Genomic DNA, 24,406 nt, shown 5'->3' with positions numbered 1-24,406 from the left:
ATGCGCCTGATCATCGTCAGCGGCCGCTCCGGCTCCGGCAAGAGCACCGCACTCGACGTACTGGAAGACAACGGCTACTACTGCATCGACAACCTGCCTGCCGGGTTGTTGCCACAGCTGGCGGAAAACGCCCTGATCAATACCGAGCTGCTGCAACCAAAGGTCGCGGTCTCCATCGATGCACGCAACCTGCCCAGCCACCTGTCACGCTTTCCCGAACTGCTGGAAGAAGCGCGCGCCCGGCACATCCAGTGCGACGTGCTGTACCTGGACGCTGACGAAGAAACCTTGCTCAAGCGCTTTTCGGAAACCCGCCGTCGTCATCCACTGACCAACGACAGCCGCTCGCTGGCCGAAGCGATCCGGGTCGAAAGCGAGCTGCTGGGGCCGATCGCCGACCTGGCCGACCTGAAAATCGATACCACCAGCCTGAACCTCTACCAGCTACGCGATTCGATCAAGCTGCGCCTGCTCAACCAGCCCGAGCCGGGCACGGCATTCCTTGTCGAATCATTCGGCTTCAAGCGCGGCATGCCCGTGGACGCGGACCTGGTGTTCGACGTGCGTTGCCTGCCCAATCCTTACTGGAAGCCGGAACTTCGTGACCACTCAGGCCTCGAACAACCGGTGATCGACTACCTGGCCGCACAGCCGGACGTCGAGGAGATGTTCCAGGACATATCCAGCTACCTGCTCAAATGGCTGCCGCGCTTCGCCGCCAGCAACCGCGCCTATGTCACCATCGCCATCGGCTGTACCGGCGGCCACCACCGCTCGGTGTACATCACCGAACGGCTTGGCCAACTGCTCCAGCAATCCCTGAAAAACGTCCAGGTCCGCCACCGCGACCTCTAGCCCACAGGATCCGCCTCACGATGCCCGCCCGCGAAATCACCATCATCAACAAGCTGGGCTTGCACGCCCGGGCGGCGGCCAAGTTCGTCGGCGTGGCGGGGCGCTTCCCGTGCGCGGTACGGGTCGGGCGCGCGCCTGACAAGCTGGTGGACGGCAAGAGCATCATGGCGGTGATGATGCTCGCCGCCGGCAAGGGCACTCCGGTCCATCTGCACACCGAGGGTGAGCAGGACGGCGAAGCCATGGATGCGCTGGTCGAGCTGATCAACAACTTCTTCGACGAAGGCGAGTGAGCGTCGTTAGCGACTGCGCACGCTTCGTGTAGGAGCGGCCTTGTGTCGCGAAAGGGCTGCGCAGCAGCCCCGGCAATCCAGCAGTGTTGCTGAGATCCAGGGGCTGCTTTGCAGCCCTTTCGCGACACAAGGCCGCTTCCACAGGGGGCGATGCCGGTGTCAGGACATCGCCGTGTCCATCACCATCATCAGGCAGAACCCCACACACAAGCCCAGGCTCGCCAAACGGTGATGCCCGTTGCTGCGCGACTCGGGGATGATCTCCTGAGTCACCACCAGCAGCATCGCTCCCGCCGCACAGGCCAGGCCCAACGGCAACAGCAATTCGGCGATATTCACCAGCCAGGCACAGATCACTGCGGCCAGCGGCTCGACCAGCCCGGACGCCGCACCGATCAGGAACGCCTTGAAGCGCGACATCCCCGCCCCGGCCAGCACCAGAGCGATCACCAGGCCTTCCGGCACATCCTGCATAGCGATGCCCATGGCCAGGCTGTCGGCATCGGGCATGCCGCCACCAGCGGAAACGCCGATGGCCATCCCTTCGGGAATGTTGTGGGCGATGATGGCGATGACGAACAGCCAGATCCGCGCAGCGATCACCGGTTGTCCCTCGCTGCCGACCAGGGCCTGCGGCGACGCACCAGCGACCCTGAGATCGATCAGGAACAGGCACAGGGCGCCCAGCAGCAGCCCGCTGCTGATCAACCCGCCGGCCCCCCAGGCGCTGAAACCGATGGCCTGGGCCGCACCCAACCCAGGAATGATCAGCGAGAACGCCGTGGCCGCCAGCATCACGCCGGCACCGAAACCGAGCAAGGTATCGGCCAAGGCCACCGGCATGTTGCGGATGACCAGAACCGGTACCGCGCCCAAGGCCGTCCCCAGCGCGCACAATGCGCCACCTTCCAGTGCACGCAACATGCGTGGCTCCAGGTCTAGCCAGGCGATGCCTCGGGCCACCAGCAATGCGGTGCCGACCAGCAACAGCAAGGTCCCAAGCGCCAGGCGGAACAGGCGCACACTGCTGACAGCCATCGCCTCGGAGCGCATACCGGTCAGGCTCACTTCAAGGCATCGAGATAGCGACGTTCAACTTCGGCCCAATCGACCACGTTGTAGAAGGCGCCAATGTATTCCGGACGACGGTTCTGGTACTTGAGGTAGTAGGCGTGCTCCCACACGTCCAGACCGAGGATCGGGGTGTTGCCGTGCATGAGCGGGCTGTCCTGGTTGCCACTGCTCTCCACCACCAGCTTCTTCGCCGGGGTTACGCTGAGCCAGGCCCAGCCACTGCCGAAACGGGTGAGCGCGGCCTTGGTGAAGGCCTCCTTGAACGCCTCGAAACCGCCGAGCTGCTCGTCGATGGCCTTGGCCACCTGCCCATGAGGCTGGCCGCCGCCCTTGGGCGACATGACGGTCCAGAACAGCGTGTGATTGGCGTGACCGCCGCCTTGGTTGATCACCGCGCCCTGCAACTGCTCGGGGAGCTGCTTGACCGCGCCAACCAGGCGCTCCACCGGCCACTCGGCCCACTCGGTGCCTTCGATGGCGGCATTGAGGTTGTTGATGTAGGTCTGATGGTGCTTGCTGTGGTGGATCTCCATGGTCTGGGTATCGATGTGCGGTTCCAGCGCATCGTAGGCATAGGGCAACGCAGGCAAGGTATGCGGCATATCAGTGGATTCCGTAGGCAGGTGAACGGTCAGCGAGGTCCGAATGGGCGACCAGTTCGCTGGTCGCTGGCGCCTGTCGGTTCAGCAGGCGCTCGGTTCGTGGGTATTGGCCGTATTCGGCAATGAAACTGAGCAATTCGGTGTAGGTCCGCCCGCTGTGGCGCAAGGCCGCTTCACGCAGCGCCTGGGGCAGGCGCTGCTCCTGACTGGCCTGGAGCAAGCGCTGGTGCGCGGCACACAGGTAGTCGGCGCTCTCGTGCGGCTGGTTCAGGCGCAGATGCAGGTCGGCCAGGTTGTGATGGGCGATGACCAACGCGGCCACCGCCTCATCGACGTCATGCCAGCGCTCGAACAGCACCTGGGCCAGGGCCAGCGCTTGCAGGTAGTGTTCCCGGGCATCGACCAGCTCGCCTTGTTCGAACAGACGATTGGCGGTTTGCGTGGTGCGTCTCCAGTGCTGCATGACGTGCCTCCAGGGCGGCCTTGGTTCAGATGCCGCCGGCGGTGAGTTTTTCCGGATCCAGCAGGGCTTCGAGCTGGTCACGCGACAGGTCGGTGTGTTCCAGTGCCACCTCGATGATCGGGCGGCCCTGCTTGTAGGCGGTCTTGGCGATTTCGGCGGCCTTGAGGTAGCCGATGATCGGGTTCAGCGCGGTGACCAGGATCGGGTTGCGCGACAATGCCTCCTTGAGCTTCGGCTCGTTGACCTTGAAGCTGGCGATCGCCTTGTCGGCCAGCAGGCGGCTGACGTTGGCCAACAGCTCGATGCTCTCCAGCAGGTTGCGGGCGATCACCGGCAGCATCACGTTGAGCTCGAAGTTGCCCGACTGGCCAGCCACGGCGATGGTCGCGTCATTGCCGATCACCTGGGCGGCGACCATCGCGGTGGCCTCCGGGATCACCGGGTTGACCTTGCCCGGCATGATCGACGAGCCCGGCTGCAGACCCTGCAGTTCGATCTCACCGAGGCCGGCCAACGGGCCGGAGTTCATCCAGCGCAGGTCGTTGGCGATCTTCATCAGCGCCACCGCTGCGGTCTTGAGCTGACCCGAGAGCGCCACGGCGGTGTCCTGCGAGCCGATCAGGGCGAACAGGTTCTCGCCGGGCGTGAACTCGACCTTGGTCAGGCCACTGAGCTGGCGGGCAAAGCCGGCGGCGAACTGCGGATGGGCGTTGATTCCGGTGCCCACGGCGGTGCCACCCTGGGCCAGCGCCTGCAGGCTCGGCAGGGTGGCTTCGATATGCGCCTGCGCGCCCTTGATCTGCGCCGCCCAGCCGCCGAGCACCTGGCTCATGCGCACGGGCATGGCGTCCATCAGGTGGGTGCGGCCGGTCTTCACGTACGGATGTACCTCGACCGCCTTGGCGTCGATCACCTGGGTCAGGTGACGCAGGGCCGGCAGCAGTTGCTCATGCAGGGCCAGTGCCGCGCTGACGTGGATGGTGGTAGGGATGATGTCGTTGCTGCTCTGGCCGCAGTTGACGTGGTCGTTGGCATTGACCGGCTCGCCCAGCACGCGGCTGGCCAGGGTGGCGATCACCTCGTTGGCGTTCATGTTCGAGCTAGTACCGGAACCGGTCTGGAACACATCCACCGGGAAGTGCTGGATGAAGTCCTCGCCCAACAGTTGCTCCACCGCCTTGACGATGGCGCCGCCCTGCTCCGCGCTCAGTTGCGCAAGTTCGACGTTGGCCTTGGCTGCCGCGGCCTTGGCCAGCAGCAGGGCACGGATGAACTGGGCCGGCATCGGCTTGCCGCTGACCGGGAAGTTGTCGACCGCGCGCTGGGTCTGTGCACCGTACAGGGCCTGGGCCGGCACCTGCAGTTCACCCATGCTGTCACGCTCGATACGGGTATCACTCATCTTCTTCAAGTCCTTGCATCAGTTCTTCGGGAGAAATCGACGGCAGCAGCACGCAGTTGGCGAGCTGCATCGCATAGGGCTGCCAGCGCTGGTTCTGCTCGCGACGGTCGAGGTTGCGCAGGTCCAGCAGCGGGCGCCAGGCCTGGTCCAGGCACAGGCAACGCCAGTGCCAGGGCAGCATGCGGTCGTTGGCGGTATCCAGCAGCAGGCGCAAGGCGGTGAGCGCCACCGTCCAGGGCGATGTTTCGGTGCAGCACACCAGGTAGCGGCCCTCGGCCAGGTAGTGCTCGATCAGACGCGGCTCATCGGGGTCGAGAGCGCAACGGATGCGCCGGCTGAGCCAGCGCCAGTTTTCCAGGTAGGGCAGTTCGTGGAGGATGGGTTTCATGAACATCATCGCCGGGTGACTGGATAATGATATTCATTATTAAGTGATAAATAGAATCAGTTCAAGGTAGACGATAGGCAAAAAATCCCGGCGCGATGGCCGGGTCTGTGCAATACATGAGCGAGGGTGGCCATGGGAGCGGGCCTTCCCCGCGATTGCCCTTGAGATCATCGCCAGGCAAGCCCCGCTCCCGCGCCACCTCGACAGAGGGCCGGTCAGCTGCCGGCCACCGTCATGCGCTCGATCAACACCGAACCACTGTGGATATTGCTGCGGGTTTCGATATCGCTGCCAATGGCGACAATCTGCTGGAACATGTCCTTCATGTTGCCGGCGATGGTCACTTCCTGGACCGGGAACTGAATCTCGCCGTTCTCCACCCAGAAGCCGGCGGCGCCGCGCGAGTAATCGCCCGTCACCATGTTCAGGCCATGCCCCATCAACTCGGTCACCAGCAGGCCACGGCCCATGCGCCGGACCAGCGCCGCCTGGTCTTCCACGCCGTGGGTGACGAACAGATTGTGCACGCCGCCGGCGTTGGCGGTGCTCGGCAGCTGCAGCTTGCGCCCGGAATAGGTGCCAAGAATGTAGGAAACCAGCTCGCCCTTGTCGACGAACGGCTTGGCATAGGTGGCCAGGCCATCACCGTCGAAGGCCGCGCTGCCCAACGCGCGTGGGATATGCGGACGCTCGTCGAGGGTCAGCCAGGTAGGGAACAGGCGCTGACCGATGGCGCCCTCGAGGAAGGAGGACTTGCGATACAGGTTGCCTCCGGAAATCGCCGAGAGGAAGCTGCCGAACAGACCACCGGCCAGCTCGGCCGAAAACAGCACCGGCACCTCGCAGGTCGGCACCGGGCGCGCGCCCAGGCGACTGGCGGCACGCTGCGCCGCACGCTGGCCGATGCTGCGCGGGTCGGCGAGCAGCTCGCCCTGGCGGTTGACGTCGTACCAGTAGTCGCGCTGCATCTGGCCGTCACCTTCGGCGATCATCACGCAGCTCAGGCTGTGCCGGGTGGACGCGTAACCGCCGATGAAGCCGTGGCTGTTGCCGTATACCCGCACGCCCTGATGGGTGTTCAGGGTGGTGCCGTCGGCATTGAGGATGCGCTTGTCGGCATCGAACGCCGCCGCCTCGCAGGCCAATGCCATCTCGATGGCCTTCTCCGGCTCGATGTCCCAGTCGTGGTACAGGTCGAGGTCGGGGATATCGCGGGCCATCAGCGCCGCATCGGCCAGACCCGAGCATTCGTCCTCGGAGGTATGCTTGGCAATCGCCAGGGCCGCCGCGACGGTTTCGCGGATTGCCTCAGGCCCGCTGGCCGAGGTACTGGCCGAGCCCTTGCGCTGCCCCATATAAAGGGTGATGCCGAAGCCCTGATCGCGATTGAACTCGACGGTCTCGACTTCGCGCTGGCGCACCGTGGTGGACAGGCCCTGCTCCAGCGACACCGCCACTTCGCAGGCACTGGCGCCCTGGCGGCGCGCCTCGGCGACGATCGCCTCGACCTGTTCCTGCAACGCCGGCAGGTCCTTGGGGCCTACGCTCTGGACTGCACTCATGGTTCTCTCCACTGAAAATTCTGCGTACGGCTTGGGTCATTCTACGACCGGGCCGGACAAGCGGCCCCCGACTGGTTATCATGGCGGCGATTTCCTGCGGACTGCCCCCATGGTTGATTCTTACGACGACGCCTTCGATGGCGAAAAAAGCAAAACCCAGATCAAGCGCGAGCTGCATGCGCTGGTCGAACTCGGTGAGCGCCTCACCACCCTCAAGGCCGACACCCTGGCCCGCCTGCCGCTGACCGACGAGCTGCGCAAGGCGCTGGACGAGGCCTCCCGGCATACCGCCCATGGCGCCCGCAAACGCCACATGTCGTTCGTCGGCAAGCTGATGCGCGTGCAGGACCTGGACGCCATCCATGCAGTGCTCGAGCAGATCGACAGCTCCAGCCGCCAATACAACGAACGCTTCCATGGCCTGGAACGCTGGCGCGACCGCCTGATCGACGGTAACGACGAGGACCTCGAGCGTTTCGTCAACGAGTACCCCGACACCGACCGCCAGCACCTGCGCTCGCTGATCCGTCATGCCCAGCACGAGAAGGCGCGGAGCAAGCCGCCTGCCGCCGCGCGCAAAGTGTTCAAGTACATCCGCGACCTCGACGAGACCCAGCGCGGTCTGCGTTGAGACCTTCGCGGGGCAAGCCCGCTCCCACAGGGGCCTGTAAAGGCTGCGTGGGAGCGGGCTTGCCCCGCGATCGATCATCAAGCCCCCGTACCACCCACGGTAATTGCATCCAGCTTCAGGGTCGGCTGGCCAACGCCCACCGGCACCGACTGCCCATCCTTGCCGCACGTGCCCACTCCGCTGTCCAGCGCCAGGTCGTTGCCGACCATCGATACACCCCGCATCGCCTCCGGACCATTGCCGATCAATGTCGCGCCCTTTACCGGCGCGGTGATCTTGCCGTCCTCGATCAGGTAGGCCTCGCTGGTGGAGAACACGAACTTGCCGCTGGTGATATCCACCTGGCCACCGCCAAGGTTGGCGCAGTAGATACCCTTCTTCACCGATTTGATGATTTCCTCGGGGTCGCTGTCGCCGGCACGCATGTAGGTGTTGGTCATGCGCGGCATCGGCAGGTGGGCGTAGGATTCACGGCGACCGTTACCGGTCACGGCCATACCCATCAGGCGGGCATTGAGCTTGTCCTGCATGTAGCCCTTGAGGATGCCGTTCTCGATCAGCGTGGTGCATTCGGTCGGGGTGCCTTCGTCATCGATGCTGAGCGACCCACGGCGGCCTTCGAGGGTGCCGTCGTCGACGATGGTGCACAGGCTCGACGCCACTTTCTCGCCGATACGCCCACTGAACGCCGAACTGCCCTTGCGGTTGAAATCGCCTTCCAGGCCATGGCCGACCGCCTCGTGCAGCAGCACGCCGGACCAGCCCGGGCCGAGCACCACCGGCAGCGTGCCGGCAGGCGCCGGAATCGCCTCGAGGTTGACCAGCGCCTGACGCAGCGCCTCGCGGGCATAGCCCATCACACGCTCCTCGGTGAAGAAGCGGTAGTCGGTTCGCCCGCCACCGCCCTGCCCACCGCGCTCGCGACGGCCATTGTGCTCGACGATCACGCTGACGTTGAAACGCACCAGCGGCCGTACATCGGCGGCCAGGCTGCCATCGGCGGCCGCGACCAGGATGCGTTCCCACACACCGGCCATGCTCACGCTGACCTGCTGGATGCGCGAATCGAGCGCGCGCGTGGCGGCGTCGACACGCTTGAGCAGCTCGACCTTCTCGGCGCGGCTGAGCACGTCCAGCGGATTGTCCTGTGCATACAGCGCGGTCACGTCCTGGCTACGGAACGCCTGTACCCTGCCCTCCTGCCCGGCGCGGGAGATGGAGCGCGCGGCCCGTGCCGCCGAGGTCAACGCTTCGAGGTTGATCGCGTTGCTGTAGGCGAAGCCGGTCTTCTCGCCGGACTGGGCGCGCACGCCCACGCCCTGGTCGAGGTTGAAGCTGCCTTCCTTGACGATGCCGTCCTCAAGCGCCCAGGTTTCCGAGATCTGGCCCTGGAAGTACAGATCGGCGGCGTCGATGCCTGGGCCGGCCAGCTCGCCCAGTACCGTCTGCAAGCTGTCGAGGGTCAACCCGCCCGGGGCCAGGAGCTGCTCACTGACGGTGGATAAAATCTCGCTCATAGTCACTCCGAGGTGTGCGCAGGCCGCAAGGCGCCCTGCGAGAAAAAGCGCCGGTGGCTGAGTACCGGCATGCGCGCCCGGATGGACGCCTGTTCTTCGATATCGCGCGTGGCGAGCAGCACCGCTTCGCCCCGCGCCTGTTGCGCGACGACGCGCCCCCAAGGGTCGACGATCGCCGCCTGGCCATGGGTTTCCCGTGGCCCCGGATGCAAGCCGCCCTGGGCGGCCGCCAGCACATAGCACTGGGTTTCGATGGCCCGTGCGCGAATCAGCACTTCCCAGTGCGCCGCGCCGGTCACCGCGGTGAACGCCGCCGGCGCGCTGATCAGCTCGGCCCCGGCGGCACGCAAGGCGCTGTACAGCTCGGGGAAGCGCAGGTCGTAGCAGACTGACAGGCCCAACCGTCCGACGGGCGTCTCAGCCACCACGACCTGGCTACCGTGGGCATAATCATCCGATTCGCGGTAGCGGCCCCGGTTGTCGGCCACATCGACATCGAACAGGTGCAGCTTGTCGTAACGCGCGGCGATCTCGCCGTGCTCATCGATTAACAGCGAGCAGGCATGCGCCTTGGCATCCGCCTCTCCAACCGGTGGCAGCGGCAAGGTGCCGGCGACAATCCATAACCTGAGGTCGCGGGCGGTGCGTTTCAACCAGGGCAGGATCGGTCCTTCGCCCAGCGCCTCGGCCCGGCCGATCGCAGCAGCATCGCGGCGGCCCATGGCAGCGAAGTTCTCAGGCAGCACCGCCAGCCGCGCGCCGCCGGCGGCGGCCTGCTCCAGCAGCGCCCCGGCACGTTGCAAGTTGGCCAGCACATCGTCCTGGCTGACCATCTGGATCACTGCTGAGGTCATGACCATCCCGGGCTCATTTGTCGAAAGGTTTCACAAAAGTGATTCTAGGCTCTTTGACCGGACCTTCGACGCGATAGTGCACACTGGCGAAGCGCGCCACCCGATCACCGATCAGACGATCGACCAGGAACAGCGCGCCACCGACCGCCGGCGCGCCGACGATCAACGCGGCCAGCGGCAGGTTGTTGGTCACCGGCAGGGTCACCAGCAGCTTGGCATCGACCCGATCACGGACGAAGTCCATGGTGCCGTCGAGCTCGAAATTGCTCGACGGACCGGTCACGGCGATCGGCTCGCGGGTCACGTAGACCCCTTCACTGGCCACCAGTAGCCCCTTGACCCGGTCATAGGCCAAGCCCTTGCTGAACAGGTCGGAAAAGTCCAGGCGCAGGCGTCGGCCGATGGAGTTGAAGTTGAGCAGCCCGAACACCCGCAGGGCCTGGGCGCTGCCTTCGACCTCGACGAACTGGCCAGTGCGCAGGGCCGCGTCGAGGCTGCCTGAGTAGCGGTTGAGACTGACCCAGGCCGGCGATCCCGGCCAGCGACCGTCCACGTCCATGCGAAAATCGCGGCTGGTGACGGTGGGCGCGAAGCCCCAGGCCTTGAGCACATCTGCCAGGTTCTTGCCGTCCAGGCGACCCTTGTACCAGCTCGACGTGCTGCCAGGCTCGCCTTCCCAGCCGCCGCTGCCATCGATATGCAGGCCCTTGAGATCCAGGTCGACATCGCTGAAAGCCATGCCGCGCGGGGTCTGGCGCAGCTTGAGGTTCGCACTGCCGAACAGGTCGTCGCCGCGATACAGCTTGTCGATGGTCAGGTCCAGCGGCGGCACCTTGCGCGGATCGGTGTCGGCCAGCGGATCCGGCGCATTTTCGGCCTGGGCCTCGTTCGGGTCGGCCGGCGGCAGGCGCAAGGTCTGCAGGCGGATGGTCATCGGCGTGGCCTTGGCATCGGGAATCCGCGCATTGCCGATCACTTCCTTGCTGTCCAGGCGCAGGTCCCAGGCCGGGCCGCCACGGGCCAGGCGGATCACGGCCTGGTTGAGGTCCATGCCGAAGGCCTTGAGCTGGCCGATGCTCAGGTCCACGCTCTGCAGGTTCTGCCGGGCGCTGCCGCCCGGATCCTTGCCGCCAAGGCGTTCCATCTGCTGCTGCCAGGGCGCCAGGTCCAGCGTCTCGATCCGGCCACGCACGCGCAGCCCCTGGCCTGCGGGCAGGCTGGCTTCGCCAGTGCCCAGCAGCAGCTCGCCACGGCCCTGGTCCAGCTTGTCCGACGGTGCGGCATAGGCGAAGCGGGCGAGGTCGGCGTAGCTGCCGTCGATGCGCCGCTCGGGGCCTTGCAGCGTCAGGCCGAAGCGGCTGTCACGGGTCTCTGCGGCGGCCTTGCCGAAGGGGGCCGGCAGGTCGATGGCCAGCCCCTTGAGCGACGAACTGACGGTGAGTCGATTTTCGCGGCTGCCCAGCGTCACCTGCAGCTGGTACGGCAAGTCCCCGGTAGCCGGCAACGGCTGCTGGAACTGCAGCCAGTCGGTCAGGGCCTTGAGGCCGACCTGACCGGTGGCGTTGATACGGGTCTGAATCTGCCCGCCCTGCCCCTCGGCGGCAATCTGCGCGCTGACCGGCTTGCCGAATGCCTGCAAGGTGATGTCCCTGCCGCTGAGGCCCTTGTCGAAGTCGAAGGTGAAGTCACCCTTCAGCCGGCTCAGCTCCAGGCTCGGCGGCGCCACTTTCAAGGTCGCGTCGGCGGTCGCGAAGTCCACCAGCACCTTGGGGCGCTGTCCATGGGCCAAGGGGATATCGAGCTTGACCTTGCCCTTGAGCGGCCCCTCGCCTTCCCAGCCGGCGAAGATCTCACCTGTGCCGATGGGCGCCTCTTTGAGGATCTTCAGGCCATCGCCGAGGCGACCGTCGAAGTCGCCATCGAGTAGCAGGTGGCTATGCTGGTCGCCCTCGACATGGGGGATGTTCACGCTGACGTCGCTGACCCGGGTATCGAGCAGCAGGCCACGGTTGGCCTTGATGCGCACGCCGGTATCCTCGATGTAGACATTGCCATCGACCTGCTGCACCTGAGGCCATCCGGGCTGGAAGTCCAGCGCCGCGTCATGGACCTTGAAGAACAGGCTGATATCCCGGGCATGAGGCGGTGCATCGTGGTGCAGCGAGCCTTGGTACTGGAAGTAACCTTCATCGACATTGCCCTTGACGATGGCGCTGCGCAGCCATTCGTCCAGCGCCGGGCTGAGCACTTCGGGCAGGTACTTGGCGGTGTAGCGTCCGTCACCCTCGGTGAGTCCGACACGCAGGTCCATGTAGTCTTCATGGCCGGGCTCCAGGTGGATGCGGATGAGGAAGTCCGCGGCGATCTTGCCCTCGTCGCCCAGCACCTTGATGTAGGGGGCGACCAGCGTGAAGGCCTGCTTGTCGAGGGTCCAGGTCAGCCGCGCGTTGGCCTTCGGGTAATGCCAGGGTTTGCCGAAGATCGGGTACAGATGCAGCATGAACGCCTCAGTATCCAGGCGCAGCTCGCCATGGCCGAGATCACCGCTGATGGCCCCGCTGACGTTGCCGGCGGCCGGCGCACCGTGATAGGCGTCGAAGCCGACCTTCTCCAGGTTGGCGGCGAACTGCACGCGCTGGTCGCCTTCGGTCTTGGGCCGGATGTCCAGGCGCACATTGCGCAGCGCCCCGGTCACCTGGAGCGCATCGACCACGGTCATCAGTTTGTCCGGCAGCGGCGCCAGGGCGTCGATCAAGGGTGTCAGCGGGGTCAGGTCGAGACGGTCGGCCTGCACCTGCCAGCTTTCCTCGGCCGGGCTCTGCCCGGGACGCTGCGCCAGTTGCAGATGGGACTCCCAGCGGGTCTTGCCCAGGCTCATGGCCAAGGAGTCGACGGCGACGTCGAAGCCCTGCTCCCCGCGCTGGAACCAGGCGGACAGGGCCAGGTTGTCCAGGGTAACGGCCTTGCGCCCGGTGTAGGCACCCTTGAGCTGCGGGGCATTGAGGCGAACCATCGCCTGTTGCAGCTGGCCCTTGTTCCAGTCGATCCAGAACTCGCCACCGGCACGCAGGGTGCCGGCCTGCCACTGGCCCAGCAGCTTCGGCGGCAGCCAGCGCGCCCAGTCGCTCTGTGGCAGGCTCAGGTAGGCTTGCACACGCCCGTCCCGCCAGGACTTGGCGGTTGCACGGCTATCCAGGCTCACGGCCAGGGGCTGACCATCGGGCAGCGTGGCGCGCAGGTCGACGCTCTGGCGCGAAGCCCCGGCCTGCAGGCCCAGGCTGACATAGGTGAGTGTCAGGGGATCACGTTGCCAGGCGTGCAGGGTGACCTGACTGTCGAAGACATCTATCCGTCCCAACTGGCGAAGGCGCTTGAGCGCATCGGCCGGGTCGAGCGGTGCGTCATCCTTTTTCGGCAGGCCTTCGAGGGCCCAGGCGCCCTGCTCGTCTTCACGCAGGATCAACTGCAACCCGCTGAGCTGGATACGCGCAAGGCGCACCTCGCGAGCCTTGAGGCTGGCCCACAGGTCCGGCACCAGCTTGACGTCATCAAGGCGCAAGGCGCTTGCGCCTTCGCCCAGTTGCAGATCGCGCACGCGCAGTACCGGCGCCAGCCCGCTCCAACGACCCTCCAGCGCACCGACATGCACGGGCAGGCCCAAGGCCTGTTCGGCCTTGAGCTCGGCGTCCGCACGGTATTCGGCGACCAGGGGTACCAGTTGCCGACCGAGGCTGACATACAGCGCCACCAGCACCGCCAGCAGGGCGCAGATTCCCAGCCCCCAGCGGGTCAAGGCGCCCAGAACGCGGGTCAGACGTTCCATGGCCATGGCCCTCCAAGTCGTCCCTTAACTATGGCCGGTGTATAGCGCTTTGCCAGCCCATCCTTGGGGCAACCGCTTTGAGCGCGGGTCAGAGCAGCACCACGTCATATTGTTCCTGGGAATACATGGACTCCACCTGGAAACGAATGGTTCGCCCGATGAACGCCTCGAGTTCGGCGACGTTGCCCGATTCCTCGTCGAGCAGGCGGTCTACCACCTTCTGGTTGGCCAGCACCCGGTAACCCTCGGCCTGGTAGGCGCGGGCCTCGCGGAGGATCTCGCGGAAAATTTCGTAACAGATCGTCTCAGGGGTCTTCAACTTACCACGCCCCTGGCAGGCGGCACAGGGTTCGCACAGCACCTGTTCGAGGCTCTCGCGGGTGCGCTTGCGAGTCATCTGCACCAGGCCCAGCTCGGTGATGCCGATGATGTTGGTCTTGGCGTGATCGCGTTCGAGCTGCTTCTCCAGCGTACGCAGGACCTGGCGCTGGTGCTCCTCGTCCTCCATGTCGATGAAGTCGATGATGATGATTCCGCCGATGTTGCGCAGGCGCAGCTGTCGGGCAATGGCGGTGGCCGCCTCGAGGTTGGTCTTGAAGATGGTCTCTTCGAGGTTGCGATGGCCGACGAAGGCGCCGGTGTTGACGTCGATCGTGGTCATCGCCTCCGCAGGGTCGATCACCAGGTAGCCGCCGGACTTGAGCGGCACCTTGCGCTCCAGCGCGCGCTGGATCTCGTCTTCGACCCCGTAGAGGTCGAAGATCGGCCGCTCGCCGGGATAATGCTCCAGGCGATCGGCTATTTCGGGCATCAGCTCGGCCACGAACTGGGTGGTCTTCTGGAAAGTCTCCCGCGAGTCGATGCGGATTTTCTCGATCTTCGGGTTGACCAGGTCGCGCAGGGTGCGCAGGGCCAGGCCGAGGTCTTCGTAGATGACTGTCGGCGCGCCGCAGGTCTTGATCTGCGAGCCGATCTGCTCCCACAGGCGACGCAGGTAGCGGATGTCCTGGAGGATGTCCTCGGCGCGGGCGCCTTCGGCCGCGGTACGCAGGATGAACCCCCCGGCGTCCTTCATGTCTTCCTGGGCCATGCTGTCGGTGACCACCTGCTTGAGGCGATCACGTTCGGCTTCTTCCTCGATCTTCAGTGAAATGCCGACATGGCTGCTGCGCGGCATGTACACCAGGTAGCGCGACGGAATCGACAGCTGGGTGGTCAGGCGCGCGCCCTTGGTGCCGATGGGGTCCTTGGTGACCTGCACCACCAGCGCCTGGCCCTCGTGAACCAGGGCGGTGATGGTCTCCACGGCCGAGCCTTCGCGCTGGGAGATTTCAGAGGCGTGGATGAATGCCGCCCGCTCCAGGCCGATGTCGACGAACGCCGCCTGCATGCCCGGCAGCACGCGCACCACCTTGCCCTTGTAGATGTTGCCGACGATACCGCGACGCTGGGTGCGCTCGACGTGCACCTCTTGCAGAACACCGTTCTCCACCACTGCCACGCGGGATTCCATCGGGGTGATGTTGATCAGGATCTCTTCACTCATGGCGCGCTCTCGTCAGGGGTCTGGGGTAATGATGGATTGCTGCGGTGTGGCTGGCTAGCGCTGTGCGGAACCCTCTTGCAGTTGCCAACAAGGAACGGCGAATTGCTCGAGCAATTCGGCGGTCTCACTCAGGGGCAGGCCGACCACGGCCGAGTAGCTGCCCTCGATGCCGCTGACGAACACCGCGCCCAGGCCCTGGATGGCATAGCCACCGGCTTTGTCGGCAGGTTCGCCACTGTCCCAGTAGCGCAGCGCTTCCTCGAAGGAGATGGTGCGAAATCGCACGGTGGTGCTGACGCAACGGCTGATGCTGCGCTGGCCATCGGTCAGCGCCACGGCGGTGAGCACCTGATGCGTGCGCTTGGACAGGTCGCCGAGCATGGCCAACGCCTGCTCGCGGTTTTCCGGCTTGCCGAGGATCTGGCCATCGAGCACCACGGTGGTGTCGGCGCCCAGTACCACGCCAGCACCGTCGGTATGGGCGAAGCCGGCCACGGCCTTGGCCTGGGCCAGGCGCTCGACATAGGCTGCCGGCGCTTCGCCCGGTAGCGGGGTTTCATCGATGGGGGCGCTGACGACAGTGAACGGCACGCCGATCTGGGTCAGCAGTTCACGGCGACGAGGTGAGCCGGAGGCCAGGTACAGCTGGGGCATTGGACTTCTCCCTGTCGATGACGGCGCGTCAGTGGATGTGCAGGCGACGGCGCAGGCCGCGCAGGGCGAAGCTGACCCACGGCCAGAGCAAGGCACTGATCACCGCGGACCAGACCAGCGCCAGGGTCGGCAGACGATTGCCGGTCAAGGCGCTGAGCCACAGCTGGATCAGCTGGGCGATGCCGAAGACCACCAGGATAACCAGGCTCTGCTGCCACATGGGGAACATGCGCAGGCGCTGTTGCAACGACAGCACCAGGAAGGTGATCAGCGTGAGGATCAGCGCGTTCTGGCCAAGCAAGGTGCCGTACAGCACATCTTCGGCCAGGCCGAGCATGAAGGCGGTGGTCATGCCGACCTTGCCGGGCACGGCAAGGGTCCAGAACGCCAGCAGCAGTGCCAGCCACATGGGCCGGAACACTTCCATGAACTGCGGCATGGGCGAGACGCTGAGCAACAGGCCGATGGCGAAGGTCAGCCAGATGGCCCAGCCGTTTCTGCTACGGGTGCTGGCCATTATTGTCTCCGGGGTTGAGCGGGCGCGGCGGGCGGATGGGTCGGGGCCGTACCCTCTGCCGCGGGTACCGTTGCCGCGGGAGCAGGTGTGCCGGTCGACGCGGGCGTCGTCGGGCTGGCCGGTGCCTGGCCACGGCTGGCGCCCTGGCGGTCGGCCTCTTCCTGGGCGATCGCCGCTTCGGTGGCACGCTCTTCCGGGGTACGCCGGTCGCTGAACACCAGCAGCATGTAGCGGCTGCGGTTGAGCGCGGCGGTGGGGATGGCGCGGACGATGGCGAATGGCTGACCAGAGTCGTGGATCACCTCGTTGACCGTGGCCACCGGGTAGCCGGCCGGGAAGCGCTGCCCCATGCCGGAGCTGACCAGCAGGTCGCCTTCCTTGATGTCGGCGGTGTCGGCCACGTGGCGCAGTTCCAGGCGCTCCGGATTGCCGGTGCCGCTGGCGATGGCGCGCAGGCCGTTGCGGTTGACCTGCACCGGAATGCTGTGGGTGGTGTCGGTGAGCAGCAGCACCCGCGAGGTGTACGGCATCAGCTCGACCACCTGACCCATCAGGCCACGGGCATCGAGTACCGGCTGGCCGAGGAACACGCCGTCGCGCTCGCCCTTGTTGATCAGGATACGGTGGGTGAAGGGATTGGGGTCGACACCGATCAGTTCGGCGACCTCGACCTTCTCGTTGACCAGGGCGGAAGAGTTGAGCAACTCGCGCAGGCGCACGTTCTGCTCGGTCAGGGCCGCCAGCTTCTGCAGGCGCCCCTGCAACAGCAGGGCCTCGGTCTTGAGTTTCTCGTTCTCGGCGATCAGCTCGGTGCGGCTGCCGAACTGGCCGGCCACACCCTGCCACATACGCTGCGGCAGATCGGTGATCCAGTAGGATTCCATCAGTACCAGGCCCATCTGGCTGCGCACCGGCTTGAGCAGGTCGAAGCGCGAGTCGACCACCATCAGCGCGACCGACATCACCACCAGTACGAGCAGGCGAACGCCCAGCGAGGGGCCCTTGGAGAAAAGCGGTTTAATGGGCCGTTCCTCGTGGACGACTCAGGAGGTCATTGGACATGGGGCAATGCACCGGCCTGCTGCGGGTTGACGGAAACGGCGCCCGACCGGGCGCCAGCACAGCGCATACAGGTAGCACTGTGCGTGCCACCTGTAAACCTGGGTATGGGCTACTGCGCAGCGATCACTCGCTGGAGAGCAGGTCCATGGCGTGCTTGTCCATCATCTCCAGGGCACGGCCACCGCCGCGGGCGACGCAGGTCAGCGGGTCTTCGGCGACGATCACCGGCAGGCCGGTCTCCTGGGCCAGCAGCTTGTCCAGGTCGCGCAGCAGCGCACCACCACCGGTCAGCACCAGGCCACGCTCGGCGATGTCCGAGGCCAGCTCCGGCGGCGACTGCTCCAGGGCGCTCTTGACCGCCTGGACGATGGTCGCCAGGGACTCCTGCAGGGCTTCGAGCACTTCGTTGGAGTTCAGGGTGAAGGCACGCGGCACGCCCTCGGCCAGGTTGCGGCCACGAACGTCGACTTCGCGCACTTCGCCGCCCGGGTAGGCGGTACCGATTTCCTGCTTGATGCGCTCGGCGGTGGATTCGCCGATCAGGCTGCCGTAGTTGCGGCGCACGTAGGTGACGATGGCTTCGTCGAAACGGTCGCCGCCGACACGCACGGACTCGGCGTAGACCACGCCGTTGAGCGAGATCAGGGCGATCTCGGTGGTACCGCCACCGATGTCGACGACCATCGAGCCACGGGCCTCTTCGACCGGCAGGCCGGCACCGATGGCGGCGGCCATCGGCTCTTCGATCAGGAACACTTCACGGGCACCGGCACCGAGGGCCGATTCACGGATGGCACGGCGCTCCACCTGGGTGGATTTGCACGGCACGCAGATCAGCACGCGTGGGCTGGGCTGCAGGAAGCTGTTTTCGTGCACCTTGTTGATGAAGTACTGCAACATCTTTTCACAAACGCTGAAGTCGGCGATCACGCCGTCCTTCATCGGACGAATGGCAGCGATGTTGCCGGGGGTGCGGCCCAGCATGCGCTTGGCTTCGGTACCGACTGCGACGACGCTTTTCTGGTTGCCGTGGGTACGGATGGCAACCACCGAGGGCTCATTCAGGACGATACCGCGCTCACGCACGTAAATAAGGGTGTTGGCAGTACCCAGGTCGATGGACAGATCGCTGGAGAACATGCCACGCAGTTTCTTGAACATGGGAAAGTGACCCTGGGGAAAGCGTGGGTAAAAAAGTGCGGCAAACTCTAACAATGGCAGGGATTTTGGGCAAGGAGCCAATATGTTAAATTGGCTGTTTTTCCGAGCATGCCAGCCGATGATCGCGGCCCTTTGACCGCCAGAATCCCGACATGTTCCTCATCTGCGGACCTATTCCGTTTTTCGTTTCCCTGGAGATCCCCATGGCGCTTCAACGCTCCGACGTGGAAAAGATCGCTCATCTGGCCCGCCTGGGCCTGAATGAAGGCGAACTGCCACGCATTACCGATGCCTTGAACAGTATTCTCGGGCTGGTCGACCAGATGCAAGCCGTCGACACCAGCGGCATCGAGCCGCTCGCCCACCCGCTGGAAACCACCCAGCGCCTGCGCCCCGACCAAGTCACCGAAAGCAACCAGCGCGACCGCTACCAGGCCGTCGCCCCGTCGACCGAGAACGGTCTGTACCTGGTTCCGAAAGTCATCGATTAAGGGATAGCGCCTGCCATGCATCAACTCACCCTGGCCGAGATCGCCCGTGGCCTCGCCGACAAGTCGTTCTCCTCGCAGGAGCTGACCGGCGCGCTGCTGTCGCGCATCAAGCAGCTCGACCCACAGCTCAACAGCTTCATCACCCTCACCGAAGACCTGGCCCTGGAACAGGCCCGCGCCGCCGACGCCCGTCGCGCCGCCGGCGAGACAGGCGCCCTACTGGGCGCGCCGATCGCCCACAAGGACCTGTTCTGCACCAACGGCGTGCGCACCAGCTGCGGTTCGAAGATGCTCGACAGCTTCACCGCGCCGTACGATGCCACCGTGGTCGCCAGGCTGGCCGAGGCCGGCATGGTCACCCTGGGCAAGACCAACATGGACGAATTCGCCATGGGCTCGGCCAACGAGTCCAGCCACTACGGCGCGGTGAAGAACCCGTGGAACCTCGAACACGTGCCGGGCGGCTCGTCCGGTGGCTCGGCCGCCGCCGTGGCCGCGCGCCTGCTGCCCGTCGCCACCGGTACCGACACCGGCGGCTCGATCCGCCAGCCGGCCGCACTGACCAACCTCACCGGCCTGAAGCCGACCTACGGCCGCGTTTCGCGCTGGGGCATGATTGCCTACGCCTCGAGCCTCGACCAGGGTGGCCCGATGGCCCGCACCGCCGAAGACTGCGCCCTGCTGCTGCAAGGCATGGCCGGCTTCGACGCCAAGGACTCGACCTCGGTCGATGAGCCAGTGCCGAATTTCAGCGCCGACCTCAACGCCTCGCTGCAAGGCCTGCGCATCGGCCTGCCAAAAGAGTACTTCGGCGCCGGCCTCGACCCGCGCATCGCCGAGCTGGTCCAGGCCAGCGTCAAGGAGCTGGAAAAGCTCGGCGCGGTGGTCAAGGAAATCAGCCTGCCGAACATGCAGCACGCCATTCCGGCGTACTACGTGATCGCCCCGGCGGAAGCCTCCTCCAACCTGTCGCGCTTCGACGGCGTGCGCTTCGGCTATCGCTGCGAGGATCCCAAGGACCTCACCGACCTGTACAAGCGCTCCCGTGGCGAAGGCTTCGGTGTCGAAGTGCAGCGCCGCATCATGGTCGGCACCTACGCGCTGTCGGCAGGCTACTACGACGCCTACTACGTCAAGGCGCAGCAGATCCGCCGCCTGATCAAGAACGACTTCATGGCCGCGTTCCACGACGTCGACGTGATCCTCGGCCCGACCACGCCGAACCCGGCCTGGAAGCTCGGCGCCAAGAGCGCCGACCCGGTCGCCGCGTACCTGGAAGACGTCTACACCATCACCGCCAACCTGGCGGGCCTGCCGGGCCTGTCGATGCCGGCCGGCTTCGTCGACGGCCTGCCGGTGGGCGTGCAACTGCTGGCCCCGTACTTCCAGGAAGGCCGCCTGCTCAACATCGCGCACCGTTACCAGCAAGTCACCGACTGGCACACCCGCGCCCCCAACGGCTTCTGAGGAGTTCACACATGCAATGGGAAGTTGTGATCGGGCTGGAGATTCATACCCAGCTCGCCACCCAGTCGAAGATCTTCTCCGGCAGCGCCACCACCTTCGGCTCCGAGCCGAACACCCAGGCCAGCCTGGTCGACCTGGGGATGCCCGGCGTGTTGCCGGTACTCAACCAGGAAGCCGTGCGCATGGCGTGCATGTTCGGCCTGGCGATCGACGCCGAGATCGGCCCGCGCAACGTGTTCGCGCGCAAGAACTACTTCTACCCGGACCTGCCCAAGGGCTACCAGATCAGCCAGATGGACCTGCCGATCGTCGGCAAGGGCCATCTGGATATCGCCCTGGAAGACGGCACGATCAAGCGCATCGGCGTGACCCGCGCGCACCTCGAGGAAGACGCCGGCAAGAGCCTGCACGAAGACTTCAACGGCGCCACCGGCATCGACCTTAACCGCGCCGGCACCCCGCTGCTGGAGATCGTCTCCGAGCCGGACATGCGCAGCGCCAAGGAAGCCGTGGCCTACGTCAAGGCGATCCATGCCCTGGTGCGTTACCTGGGCATCTGCGACGGCAACATGGCCGAAGGTTCGCTGCGCTGCGACTGCAACGTCTCGGTGCGCCCGAAAGGCCAGGCCGAGTTCGGCACCCGCTGCGAGATCAAGAACGTCAACTCGTTCCGCTTCATCGAACGTGCGATCAACAGCGAGATCCAGCGCCAGATCGACCTGATCGAGGATGGCGGCAAGGTGGTGCAGGAAACCCGCCTGTACGACCCGAACAAGGACGAGACCCGCTCCATGCGCAGCAAGGAGGAAGCCAACGACTACCGTTACTTCCCCGACCCGGACCTGCTGCCGGTGGTCATCGAGCCAGGCTTCCTCGAGACCGTGCGCGCCGCGCTGCCCGAGCTGCCGACGCAGAAGGTCGAGCGCTTCCAGAGCCAATACGGGCTGTCCGCCTACGACGCCAACGTGCTGGCTTCCAGCCGCGAGCAGGCCGACTACTTCGAGCAAGTGGTGAAGATCGGTGGCGACGCCAAGCTGGCCGCCAACTGGGTCATGGTCGAGCTGGGCAGCCTGCTGAACAAGCTGGGCGTGGAGATCGACCAGTCGCCGGTCAGCGCCGAGCACCTCGGAGGCATGCTGCTGCGCATCCGCGACAACACCATCAGCGGCAAGATCGCCAAGACCGTGTTCGAGGCCATGGCCGCCGGTGAAGGCGATGCCGACAGCATCATCGACAGCAAAGGCCTCAAGCAGGTCACCGACACCGGTGCGATCGACAAGATGCTCGACGAGATGCTCGCCGCCAACGCCGAACAGGTCGAACAGTACCGCGCCGCCGACGAGGCCAAGCGCGGCAAGATGTTCGGCTTCTTCGTCGGCCAGGCGATGAAGGCCTCCAAAGGCAAGGCCAACCCGGGGCAAGTGAACCAATTGCTCAAGGCCAAGCTCGAAGGGTGATCTGAGTACGCGGCGAGGGCTTGGCCCTCGATCGCGACGCAAGGCCGCTCCCACAGGATCAAGCAGCACCTGTGGGAGCGGCCTTGTGTCGCGAAAGGACCGCGCAGCGGTCCCAGTGCCAGAACCGGAGCATCCGAATTGCTGAAGCGTTCCCTCACCACCCTCACCCTCTTTTCCCTCCTGGCCGGCTGCGCCAGCCATGACATCGACCCGCGCGGCTACGACCACACCGGCACCGCCTCTTACTATGGCGCCCGCCACCACGGCAAGCGCACCGCCAGCGGCGAGCCCTTCAACCAGCACGGCCTCACCGCCGCCCACCGCAGCCTGCCCTTCGGCAGCCGGGTGCTGGTGACCAACCTCGCCAACCAGCGCAGCGTCGTGGTGCGCATCAACGACCGTGGCCCGCACACCCGCGGCCGACTGATCGACCTGTCACGCGCCGCCGCGGAAAAAATCGGCATGCTCCGTAGCGGAACCGCGCGAGTCCGGGTACAAGGTCTGAGCGATTGACCTGACTGGAGCCCTTGCCATTTTCGACCTGGCCACCCTCCCCGCCTTCAGCCTGCTGCGATTGGGCCTGGGCCTGCTGCTGCTGATCATCGGCGCCGAACTGCTGGTGCGCGCCGCGCTGCGCCTGGCCACTCGCCTGCACGTACGCCCGCTGATCATCGGTCTGAGCCTGGTAGCCTTCGGCAGCACCGCGCCCCAGCTGACCGTGAGCCTGCAGGCCGCCTACCAGGGCGCGCCGGACGTCGCGGTGGGCAGCGTCGTGGGCAGCAACATCTTCAACGTGCTGGTGATCCTCGGCCTGGCGGCATTGATCATTCCGCTGCGCGTGTCGCGCCAGCTGGTGCGCCTGGATATCCCGCTGATGATCCTCGCCAGCACCCTGGTCTACCTGCTGGCGCTCAACGGTGAGCTGGGCCGCCTGGAAGGCGGCCTGTTGCTGCTCGGTCTGCTCGGCTACCTGGGCATGCTCTGGCACCAGTCACGTCACTATGCCCGCACCTACCCGGCCCCCAGCACCGTGCATGCCAGCCCTTGGCGCTTCTGGAGCGGCGCCCTGCTACTGATCCTGTCGGGCCTCGGCCTGTTGAGCCTGGCCGGTCACCTGGTGCTCGAAGCCGCCGTGGAAGTGGCCACCGACCTGGGGCTGTCCGAGCGCATCATCGGCCTGACCGTGGTGGCCGTGTGCACCTCGCTGCCGGAGCTCGCCGCCGCGCTGATCGCGGCCCTGCGCGGCGAGCGGGAAATCGCCGTGGGCACGGTGATCGGCAGCAACCTGTTCAACGTGCTGGCCGTGCTGGGGCTGACTGCGATGGTCACCCCCGAACCGCTGTCGATCTCGCCCAACGCCCTGGACTTCGACCTGCCAGTGATGCTTGGCGTCGCCGCCCTGTGCCTGCCGGTGTTCTACTCCGGCTACCGGGTCACCCGCGCCGAAGGCCTGGTGTTCCTGTGCCTTTACCTGGCCTATGGCCTGCATGTGGTGGCCTTCACCACCGGCATGCCGTTGGCCGAGCGTCTTGAACGACTGATGCTGTTCTACATCATGCCGGTGCTCGCCGTGGTGCTGCTGTACACCACCGTCCGAGCCTGGCGCCGCCAACACTAAGGAAAACAACATGGCAGACACGAAACAGACCGGCGAAAGCATGCGCCGCCAGGTGATGGGCGACGCCTTCGTCGATCGCGCCCTGGACAACGCGACCGCGTTCACCCAACCGCTGCAGGACTTCGTCAACGAGCATGCCTGGGGGAGTGTCTGGGCCCGTGACGGGCTGCCGCTGAAGACCCGCAGCCTGATCACCCTGGCCACCCTGACCGCGCTCAAGTGCCCGCAGGAGCTCAAGGGGCACGTACGCGGGGCGCTTAACAACGGTTGCACCGTTGAGGAGATCCGCGAGGCGCTGCTGCATTGTGCGGTGTATGGCGGGGTGCCGGCGGCGATCGATGCGTTTCGGGCGGCGCAGGAAGTGATTGATAGTTATCAGGCGAACGCTACGGATTAAGTCAGGGTTGTCACCTATGTGAGTGAACTCCTGTGTAACCCATGTAGGTGATTCATACAGCTTGGTGGCCGGAAGATTAGCCAGACCGTCAGCTAGCGACAGCTTCGCCAGCCCAGGCGCCGCCCGTACTTTCGCGACTTCAGGAGGCCGAACGCAGGCCTTGCGGAGGGAGGTGACGGGCATGGATGCCCGTCAAGCGCTGGGGCCCAGGATGGGCCCTGCAGCGCGGTCCTCCCGGGAGCAAGGCCGGAGTGAGGGGACCCGGAGCGAAGCGGAGGGCCGGATGAATGGAGCGCAGCGTTTTTTGGTTACTTTTTGTCGCGTTTGACAAAAAGTGACTCGCCGTAAGGGCGAAAAGGTGACTATGCGTCGATATCGTAAATGAATGCGCTTACAACTGTAGAAACCCACGCCGATCGCATTTGACTTTGACTTTGACTTTGACTTTGACTTTGACTTTGACTTTTAAATAGTCTGTTTTGAAAGTTATAGGCGCATTCATTTGCGATGGTGACGCATAGTCACCTTTTCGCCCTTACGGCGAGTTCCTTTTTGAAGGATCAAAAAGGAAC

General features: G+C 65.4%; 23 protein-coding genes. 9 read left to right on the top strand and 14 right to left on the bottom strand.

The features are described from left to right. Both rapZ and N7422_RS26010 read left to right on the top strand, forming a co-directional pair. Entirely contained in the window at positions 1 to 855 is an 855-nt protein-coding gene (gene rapZ / locus N7422_RS26015) for an RNase adapter RapZ (RefSeq protein WP_279809210.1), read from the top strand. Positions 856 to 875: 20 nt separating this feature from the next. Continuing rightward, positions 876 to 1,148: an HPr family phosphocarrier protein gene (locus tag N7422_RS26010; RefSeq protein WP_279809209.1), complete on the top strand. Its 273-nt coding sequence runs from the start codon at positions 876 to 878 to the stop codon at positions 1,146 to 1,148. 159 nt (positions 1,149 to 1,307) lie between these two features. On the opposite strand, the gene N7422_RS26005 is transcribed toward N7422_RS26010, so the two are convergent. The 6 genes from N7422_RS26005 to pmbA form a co-directional block, all read right to left on the bottom strand. After that, entirely contained in the window at positions 1,308 to 2,201 is an 894-nt protein-coding gene (locus N7422_RS26005) for a ZIP family metal transporter (protein ID WP_279809228.1), read from the bottom strand. 11 nt (positions 2,202 to 2,212) lie between these two features. Further along, the gene (locus tag N7422_RS26000) at positions 2,213 to 2,824 is read right to left on the bottom strand and encodes a superoxide dismutase (RefSeq protein ID WP_279809208.1); all 612 of its coding nucleotides are present in this window, start codon (positions 2,822 to 2,824) and stop codon (positions 2,213 to 2,215) included. Position 2,825: 1 nt separating this feature from the next. Beyond that, positions 2,826 to 3,287: a hypothetical protein gene (locus N7422_RS25995; protein ID WP_279809207.1), complete on the bottom strand. Its 462-nt coding sequence runs from the start codon at positions 3,285 to 3,287 to the stop codon at positions 2,826 to 2,828. Between the two features lie 25 nt (positions 3,288 to 3,312). Next, positions 3,313 to 4,689: a class II fumarate hydratase gene (locus N7422_RS25990; RefSeq protein ID WP_279809206.1), complete on the bottom strand. Its 1,377-nt coding sequence runs from the start codon at positions 4,687 to 4,689 to the stop codon at positions 3,313 to 3,315. Beyond that, positions 4,682 to 5,086 carry a FagA protein gene (locus N7422_RS25985; RefSeq protein ID WP_279809205.1) on the bottom strand — a complete coding sequence of 135 codons (405 nt, stop codon included), beginning with the start codon at positions 5,084 to 5,086 and terminating at the stop codon, positions 4,682 to 4,684. The genes N7422_RS25990 and N7422_RS25985 overlap by 8 nt, the downstream gene beginning before the upstream one ends. Positions 5,087 to 5,292: 206 nt before the next feature. Further along, complete coding sequence (pmbA, locus tag N7422_RS25980; protein ID WP_279809204.1) at positions 5,293 to 6,639, bottom strand: metalloprotease PmbA; 1,347 nt, start codon at positions 6,637 to 6,639, stop codon at positions 5,293 to 5,295. Positions 6,640 to 6,748: 109 nt separating this feature from the next. On the opposite strand from pmbA, the gene yjgA reads away from it, so the two are divergent. Beyond that, positions 6,749 to 7,270 (top strand): ribosome biogenesis factor YjgA, encoded by a 522-nt coding sequence (gene yjgA, locus N7422_RS25975; protein ID WP_279809203.1) that lies wholly within the window; start codon positions 6,749 to 6,751, stop codon positions 7,268 to 7,270. 77 nt (positions 7,271 to 7,347) lie between these two features. On the opposite strand, the gene tldD is transcribed toward yjgA, so the two are convergent. The 8 genes from tldD to mreB all read right to left on the bottom strand — a co-directional run bounded on the left by tldD (position 7,348) and on the right by mreB (position 18,404). After that, entirely contained in the window at positions 7,348 to 8,787 is a 1,440-nt protein-coding gene (gene tldD / locus N7422_RS25970; protein ID WP_279809202.1) for a metalloprotease TldD, read from the bottom strand. A 2-nt stretch (positions 8,788 to 8,789) separates the two neighbouring features. Beyond that, positions 8,790 to 9,641: a carbon-nitrogen hydrolase family protein gene (locus tag N7422_RS25965; RefSeq protein WP_279809227.1), complete on the bottom strand. Its 852-nt coding sequence runs from the start codon at positions 9,639 to 9,641 to the stop codon at positions 8,790 to 8,792. Positions 9,642 to 9,654: 13 nt separating this feature from the next. After that, on the bottom strand, positions 9,655 to 13,470 hold the full coding sequence (locus N7422_RS25960) for a YhdP family protein (protein WP_279809201.1): 3,816 nt from the start codon (positions 13,468 to 13,470) through the stop codon (positions 9,655 to 9,657). A gap of 82 nt (positions 13,471 to 13,552) precedes the next feature. Further along, complete coding sequence (gene rng / locus N7422_RS25955) at positions 13,553 to 15,010, bottom strand: ribonuclease G (RefSeq protein WP_279809200.1); 1,458 nt, start codon at positions 15,008 to 15,010, stop codon at positions 13,553 to 13,555. Positions 15,011 to 15,064: 54 nt separating this feature from the next. Beyond that, on the bottom strand, positions 15,065 to 15,664 hold the full coding sequence (locus N7422_RS25950) for a Maf family protein (protein ID WP_279809199.1): 600 nt from the start codon (positions 15,662 to 15,664) through the stop codon (positions 15,065 to 15,067). Between the two features lie 28 nt (positions 15,665 to 15,692). Beyond that, on the bottom strand, positions 15,693 to 16,181 hold the full coding sequence (gene mreD, locus N7422_RS25945; RefSeq protein WP_279809198.1) for a rod shape-determining protein MreD: 489 nt from the start codon (positions 16,179 to 16,181) through the stop codon (positions 15,693 to 15,695). Then, the gene (gene mreC, locus N7422_RS25940; RefSeq protein ID WP_279809226.1) at positions 16,181 to 17,203 is read right to left on the bottom strand and encodes a rod shape-determining protein MreC; all 1,023 of its coding nucleotides are present in this window, start codon (positions 17,201 to 17,203) and stop codon (positions 16,181 to 16,183) included. Before mreC ends, mreD begins: the two co-directional genes overlap by 1 nt. Positions 17,204 to 17,366: 163 nt before the next feature. Beyond that, positions 17,367 to 18,404: a rod shape-determining protein MreB gene (gene mreB / locus N7422_RS25935; RefSeq protein WP_003255163.1), complete on the bottom strand. Its 1,038-nt coding sequence runs from the start codon at positions 18,402 to 18,404 to the stop codon at positions 17,367 to 17,369. A 203-nt stretch (positions 18,405 to 18,607) separates the two neighbouring features. Here mreB and gatC point away from each other — a divergent pair, with 203 nt between their 5' ends. From gatC to N7422_RS25905, 6 genes are all read left to right on the top strand, one after another. Further along, positions 18,608 to 18,895 (top strand): Asp-tRNA(Asn)/Glu-tRNA(Gln) amidotransferase subunit GatC, encoded by a 288-nt coding sequence (gene gatC / locus N7422_RS25930; protein ID WP_248918826.1) that lies wholly within the window; start codon positions 18,608 to 18,610, stop codon positions 18,893 to 18,895. A 15-nt stretch (positions 18,896 to 18,910) separates the two neighbouring features. Beyond that, a complete protein-coding gene (gatA, locus tag N7422_RS25925; protein ID WP_279809197.1) occupies positions 18,911 to 20,362 on the top strand; it encodes an Asp-tRNA(Asn)/Glu-tRNA(Gln) amidotransferase subunit GatA in 1,452 nt (483 codons plus the stop codon). An 11-nt stretch (positions 20,363 to 20,373) separates the two neighbouring features. Further along, a complete protein-coding gene (gene gatB / locus N7422_RS25920; RefSeq protein ID WP_279809196.1) occupies positions 20,374 to 21,819 on the top strand; it encodes an Asp-tRNA(Asn)/Glu-tRNA(Gln) amidotransferase subunit GatB in 1,446 nt (481 codons plus the stop codon). Positions 21,820 to 21,957: 138 nt separating this feature from the next. Further along, positions 21,958 to 22,332, top strand: coding sequence for a septal ring lytic transglycosylase RlpA family protein (locus N7422_RS25915; RefSeq protein WP_279809195.1), 375 nt, complete (start codon positions 21,958 to 21,960; stop codon positions 22,330 to 22,332). Between the two features lie 61 nt (positions 22,333 to 22,393). After that, entirely contained in the window at positions 22,394 to 23,437 is a 1,044-nt protein-coding gene (locus N7422_RS25910) for a calcium/sodium antiporter (protein WP_279809194.1), read from the top strand. Positions 23,438 to 23,447: 10 nt separating this feature from the next. After that, positions 23,448 to 23,834: a carboxymuconolactone decarboxylase family protein gene (locus N7422_RS25905; protein ID WP_279809193.1), complete on the top strand. Its 387-nt coding sequence runs from the start codon at positions 23,448 to 23,450 to the stop codon at positions 23,832 to 23,834. Positions 23,835 to 24,406: the final 572 nt, after the last annotated feature.

The organism is Pseudomonas sp. GD04091 (assembly GCF_029836165.1).
Lineage (GTDB): Bacteria > Pseudomonadota > Gammaproteobacteria > Pseudomonadales > Pseudomonadaceae > Aquipseudomonas.
This window is presented reverse-complemented; position numbering and strand designations above follow the sequence as displayed.

What these genes read in the sequence shown, in the direction of transcription:
- rapZ (WP_279809210.1), top strand. Translation starts at nt 1, where the DNA reads ATGCGCCTGATCATCGTCAGCGGCCGCTCCGGCTCCGGCAAGAGCACC.
- N7422_RS26010 (WP_279809209.1), top strand. Translation starts at nt 876, where the DNA reads ATGCCCGCCCGCGAAATCACCATCATCAACAAGCTGGGCTTGCACGCC.
- N7422_RS26005 (WP_279809228.1), bottom strand. Translation starts at nt 2,201, where the DNA reads ATGCGCTCCGAGGCGATGGCTGTCAGCAGTGTGCGCCTGTTCCGCCTG.
- N7422_RS26000 (WP_279809208.1), bottom strand. Translation starts at nt 2,824, where the DNA reads ATGCCGCATACCTTGCCTGCGTTGCCCTATGCCTACGATGCGCTGGAA.
- N7422_RS25995 (WP_279809207.1), bottom strand. Translation starts at nt 3,287, where the DNA reads ATGCAGCACTGGAGACGCACCACGCAAACCGCCAATCGTCTGTTCGAA.
- N7422_RS25990 (WP_279809206.1), bottom strand. Translation starts at nt 4,689, where the DNA reads ATGAGTGATACCCGTATCGAGCGTGACAGCATGGGTGAACTGCAGGTG.
- N7422_RS25985 (WP_279809205.1), bottom strand. Translation starts at nt 5,086, where the DNA reads ATGATGTTCATGAAACCCATCCTCCACGAACTGCCCTACCTGGAAAAC.
- pmbA (WP_279809204.1), bottom strand. Translation starts at nt 6,639, where the DNA reads ATGAGTGCAGTCCAGAGCGTAGGCCCCAAGGACCTGCCGGCGTTGCAG.
- yjgA (WP_279809203.1), top strand. Translation starts at nt 6,749, where the DNA reads ATGGTTGATTCTTACGACGACGCCTTCGATGGCGAAAAAAGCAAAACC.
- tldD (WP_279809202.1), bottom strand. Translation starts at nt 8,787, where the DNA reads ATGAGCGAGATTTTATCCACCGTCAGTGAGCAGCTCCTGGCCCCGGGC.
- N7422_RS25965 (WP_279809227.1), bottom strand. Translation starts at nt 9,641, where the DNA reads ATGACCTCAGCAGTGATCCAGATGGTCAGCCAGGACGATGTGCTGGCC.
- N7422_RS25960 (WP_279809201.1), bottom strand. Translation starts at nt 13,470, where the DNA reads ATGGCCATGGAACGTCTGACCCGCGTTCTGGGCGCCTTGACCCGCTGG.
- rng (WP_279809200.1), bottom strand. Translation starts at nt 15,010, where the DNA reads ATGAGTGAAGAGATCCTGATCAACATCACCCCGATGGAATCCCGCGTG.
- N7422_RS25950 (WP_279809199.1), bottom strand. Translation starts at nt 15,664, where the DNA reads ATGCCCCAGCTGTACCTGGCCTCCGGCTCACCTCGTCGCCGTGAACTG.
- mreD (WP_279809198.1), bottom strand. Translation starts at nt 16,181, where the DNA reads ATGGCCAGCACCCGTAGCAGAAACGGCTGGGCCATCTGGCTGACCTTC.
- mreB (WP_003255163.1), bottom strand. Translation starts at nt 18,404, where the DNA reads ATGTTCAAGAAACTGCGTGGCATGTTCTCCAGCGATCTGTCCATCGAC.
- gatC (WP_248918826.1), top strand. Translation starts at nt 18,608, where the DNA reads ATGGCGCTTCAACGCTCCGACGTGGAAAAGATCGCTCATCTGGCCCGC.
- gatA (WP_279809197.1), top strand. Translation starts at nt 18,911, where the DNA reads ATGCATCAACTCACCCTGGCCGAGATCGCCCGTGGCCTCGCCGACAAG.
- gatB (WP_279809196.1), top strand. Translation starts at nt 20,374, where the DNA reads ATGCAATGGGAAGTTGTGATCGGGCTGGAGATTCATACCCAGCTCGCC.
- N7422_RS25905 (WP_279809193.1), top strand. Translation starts at nt 23,448, where the DNA reads ATGGCAGACACGAAACAGACCGGCGAAAGCATGCGCCGCCAGGTGATG.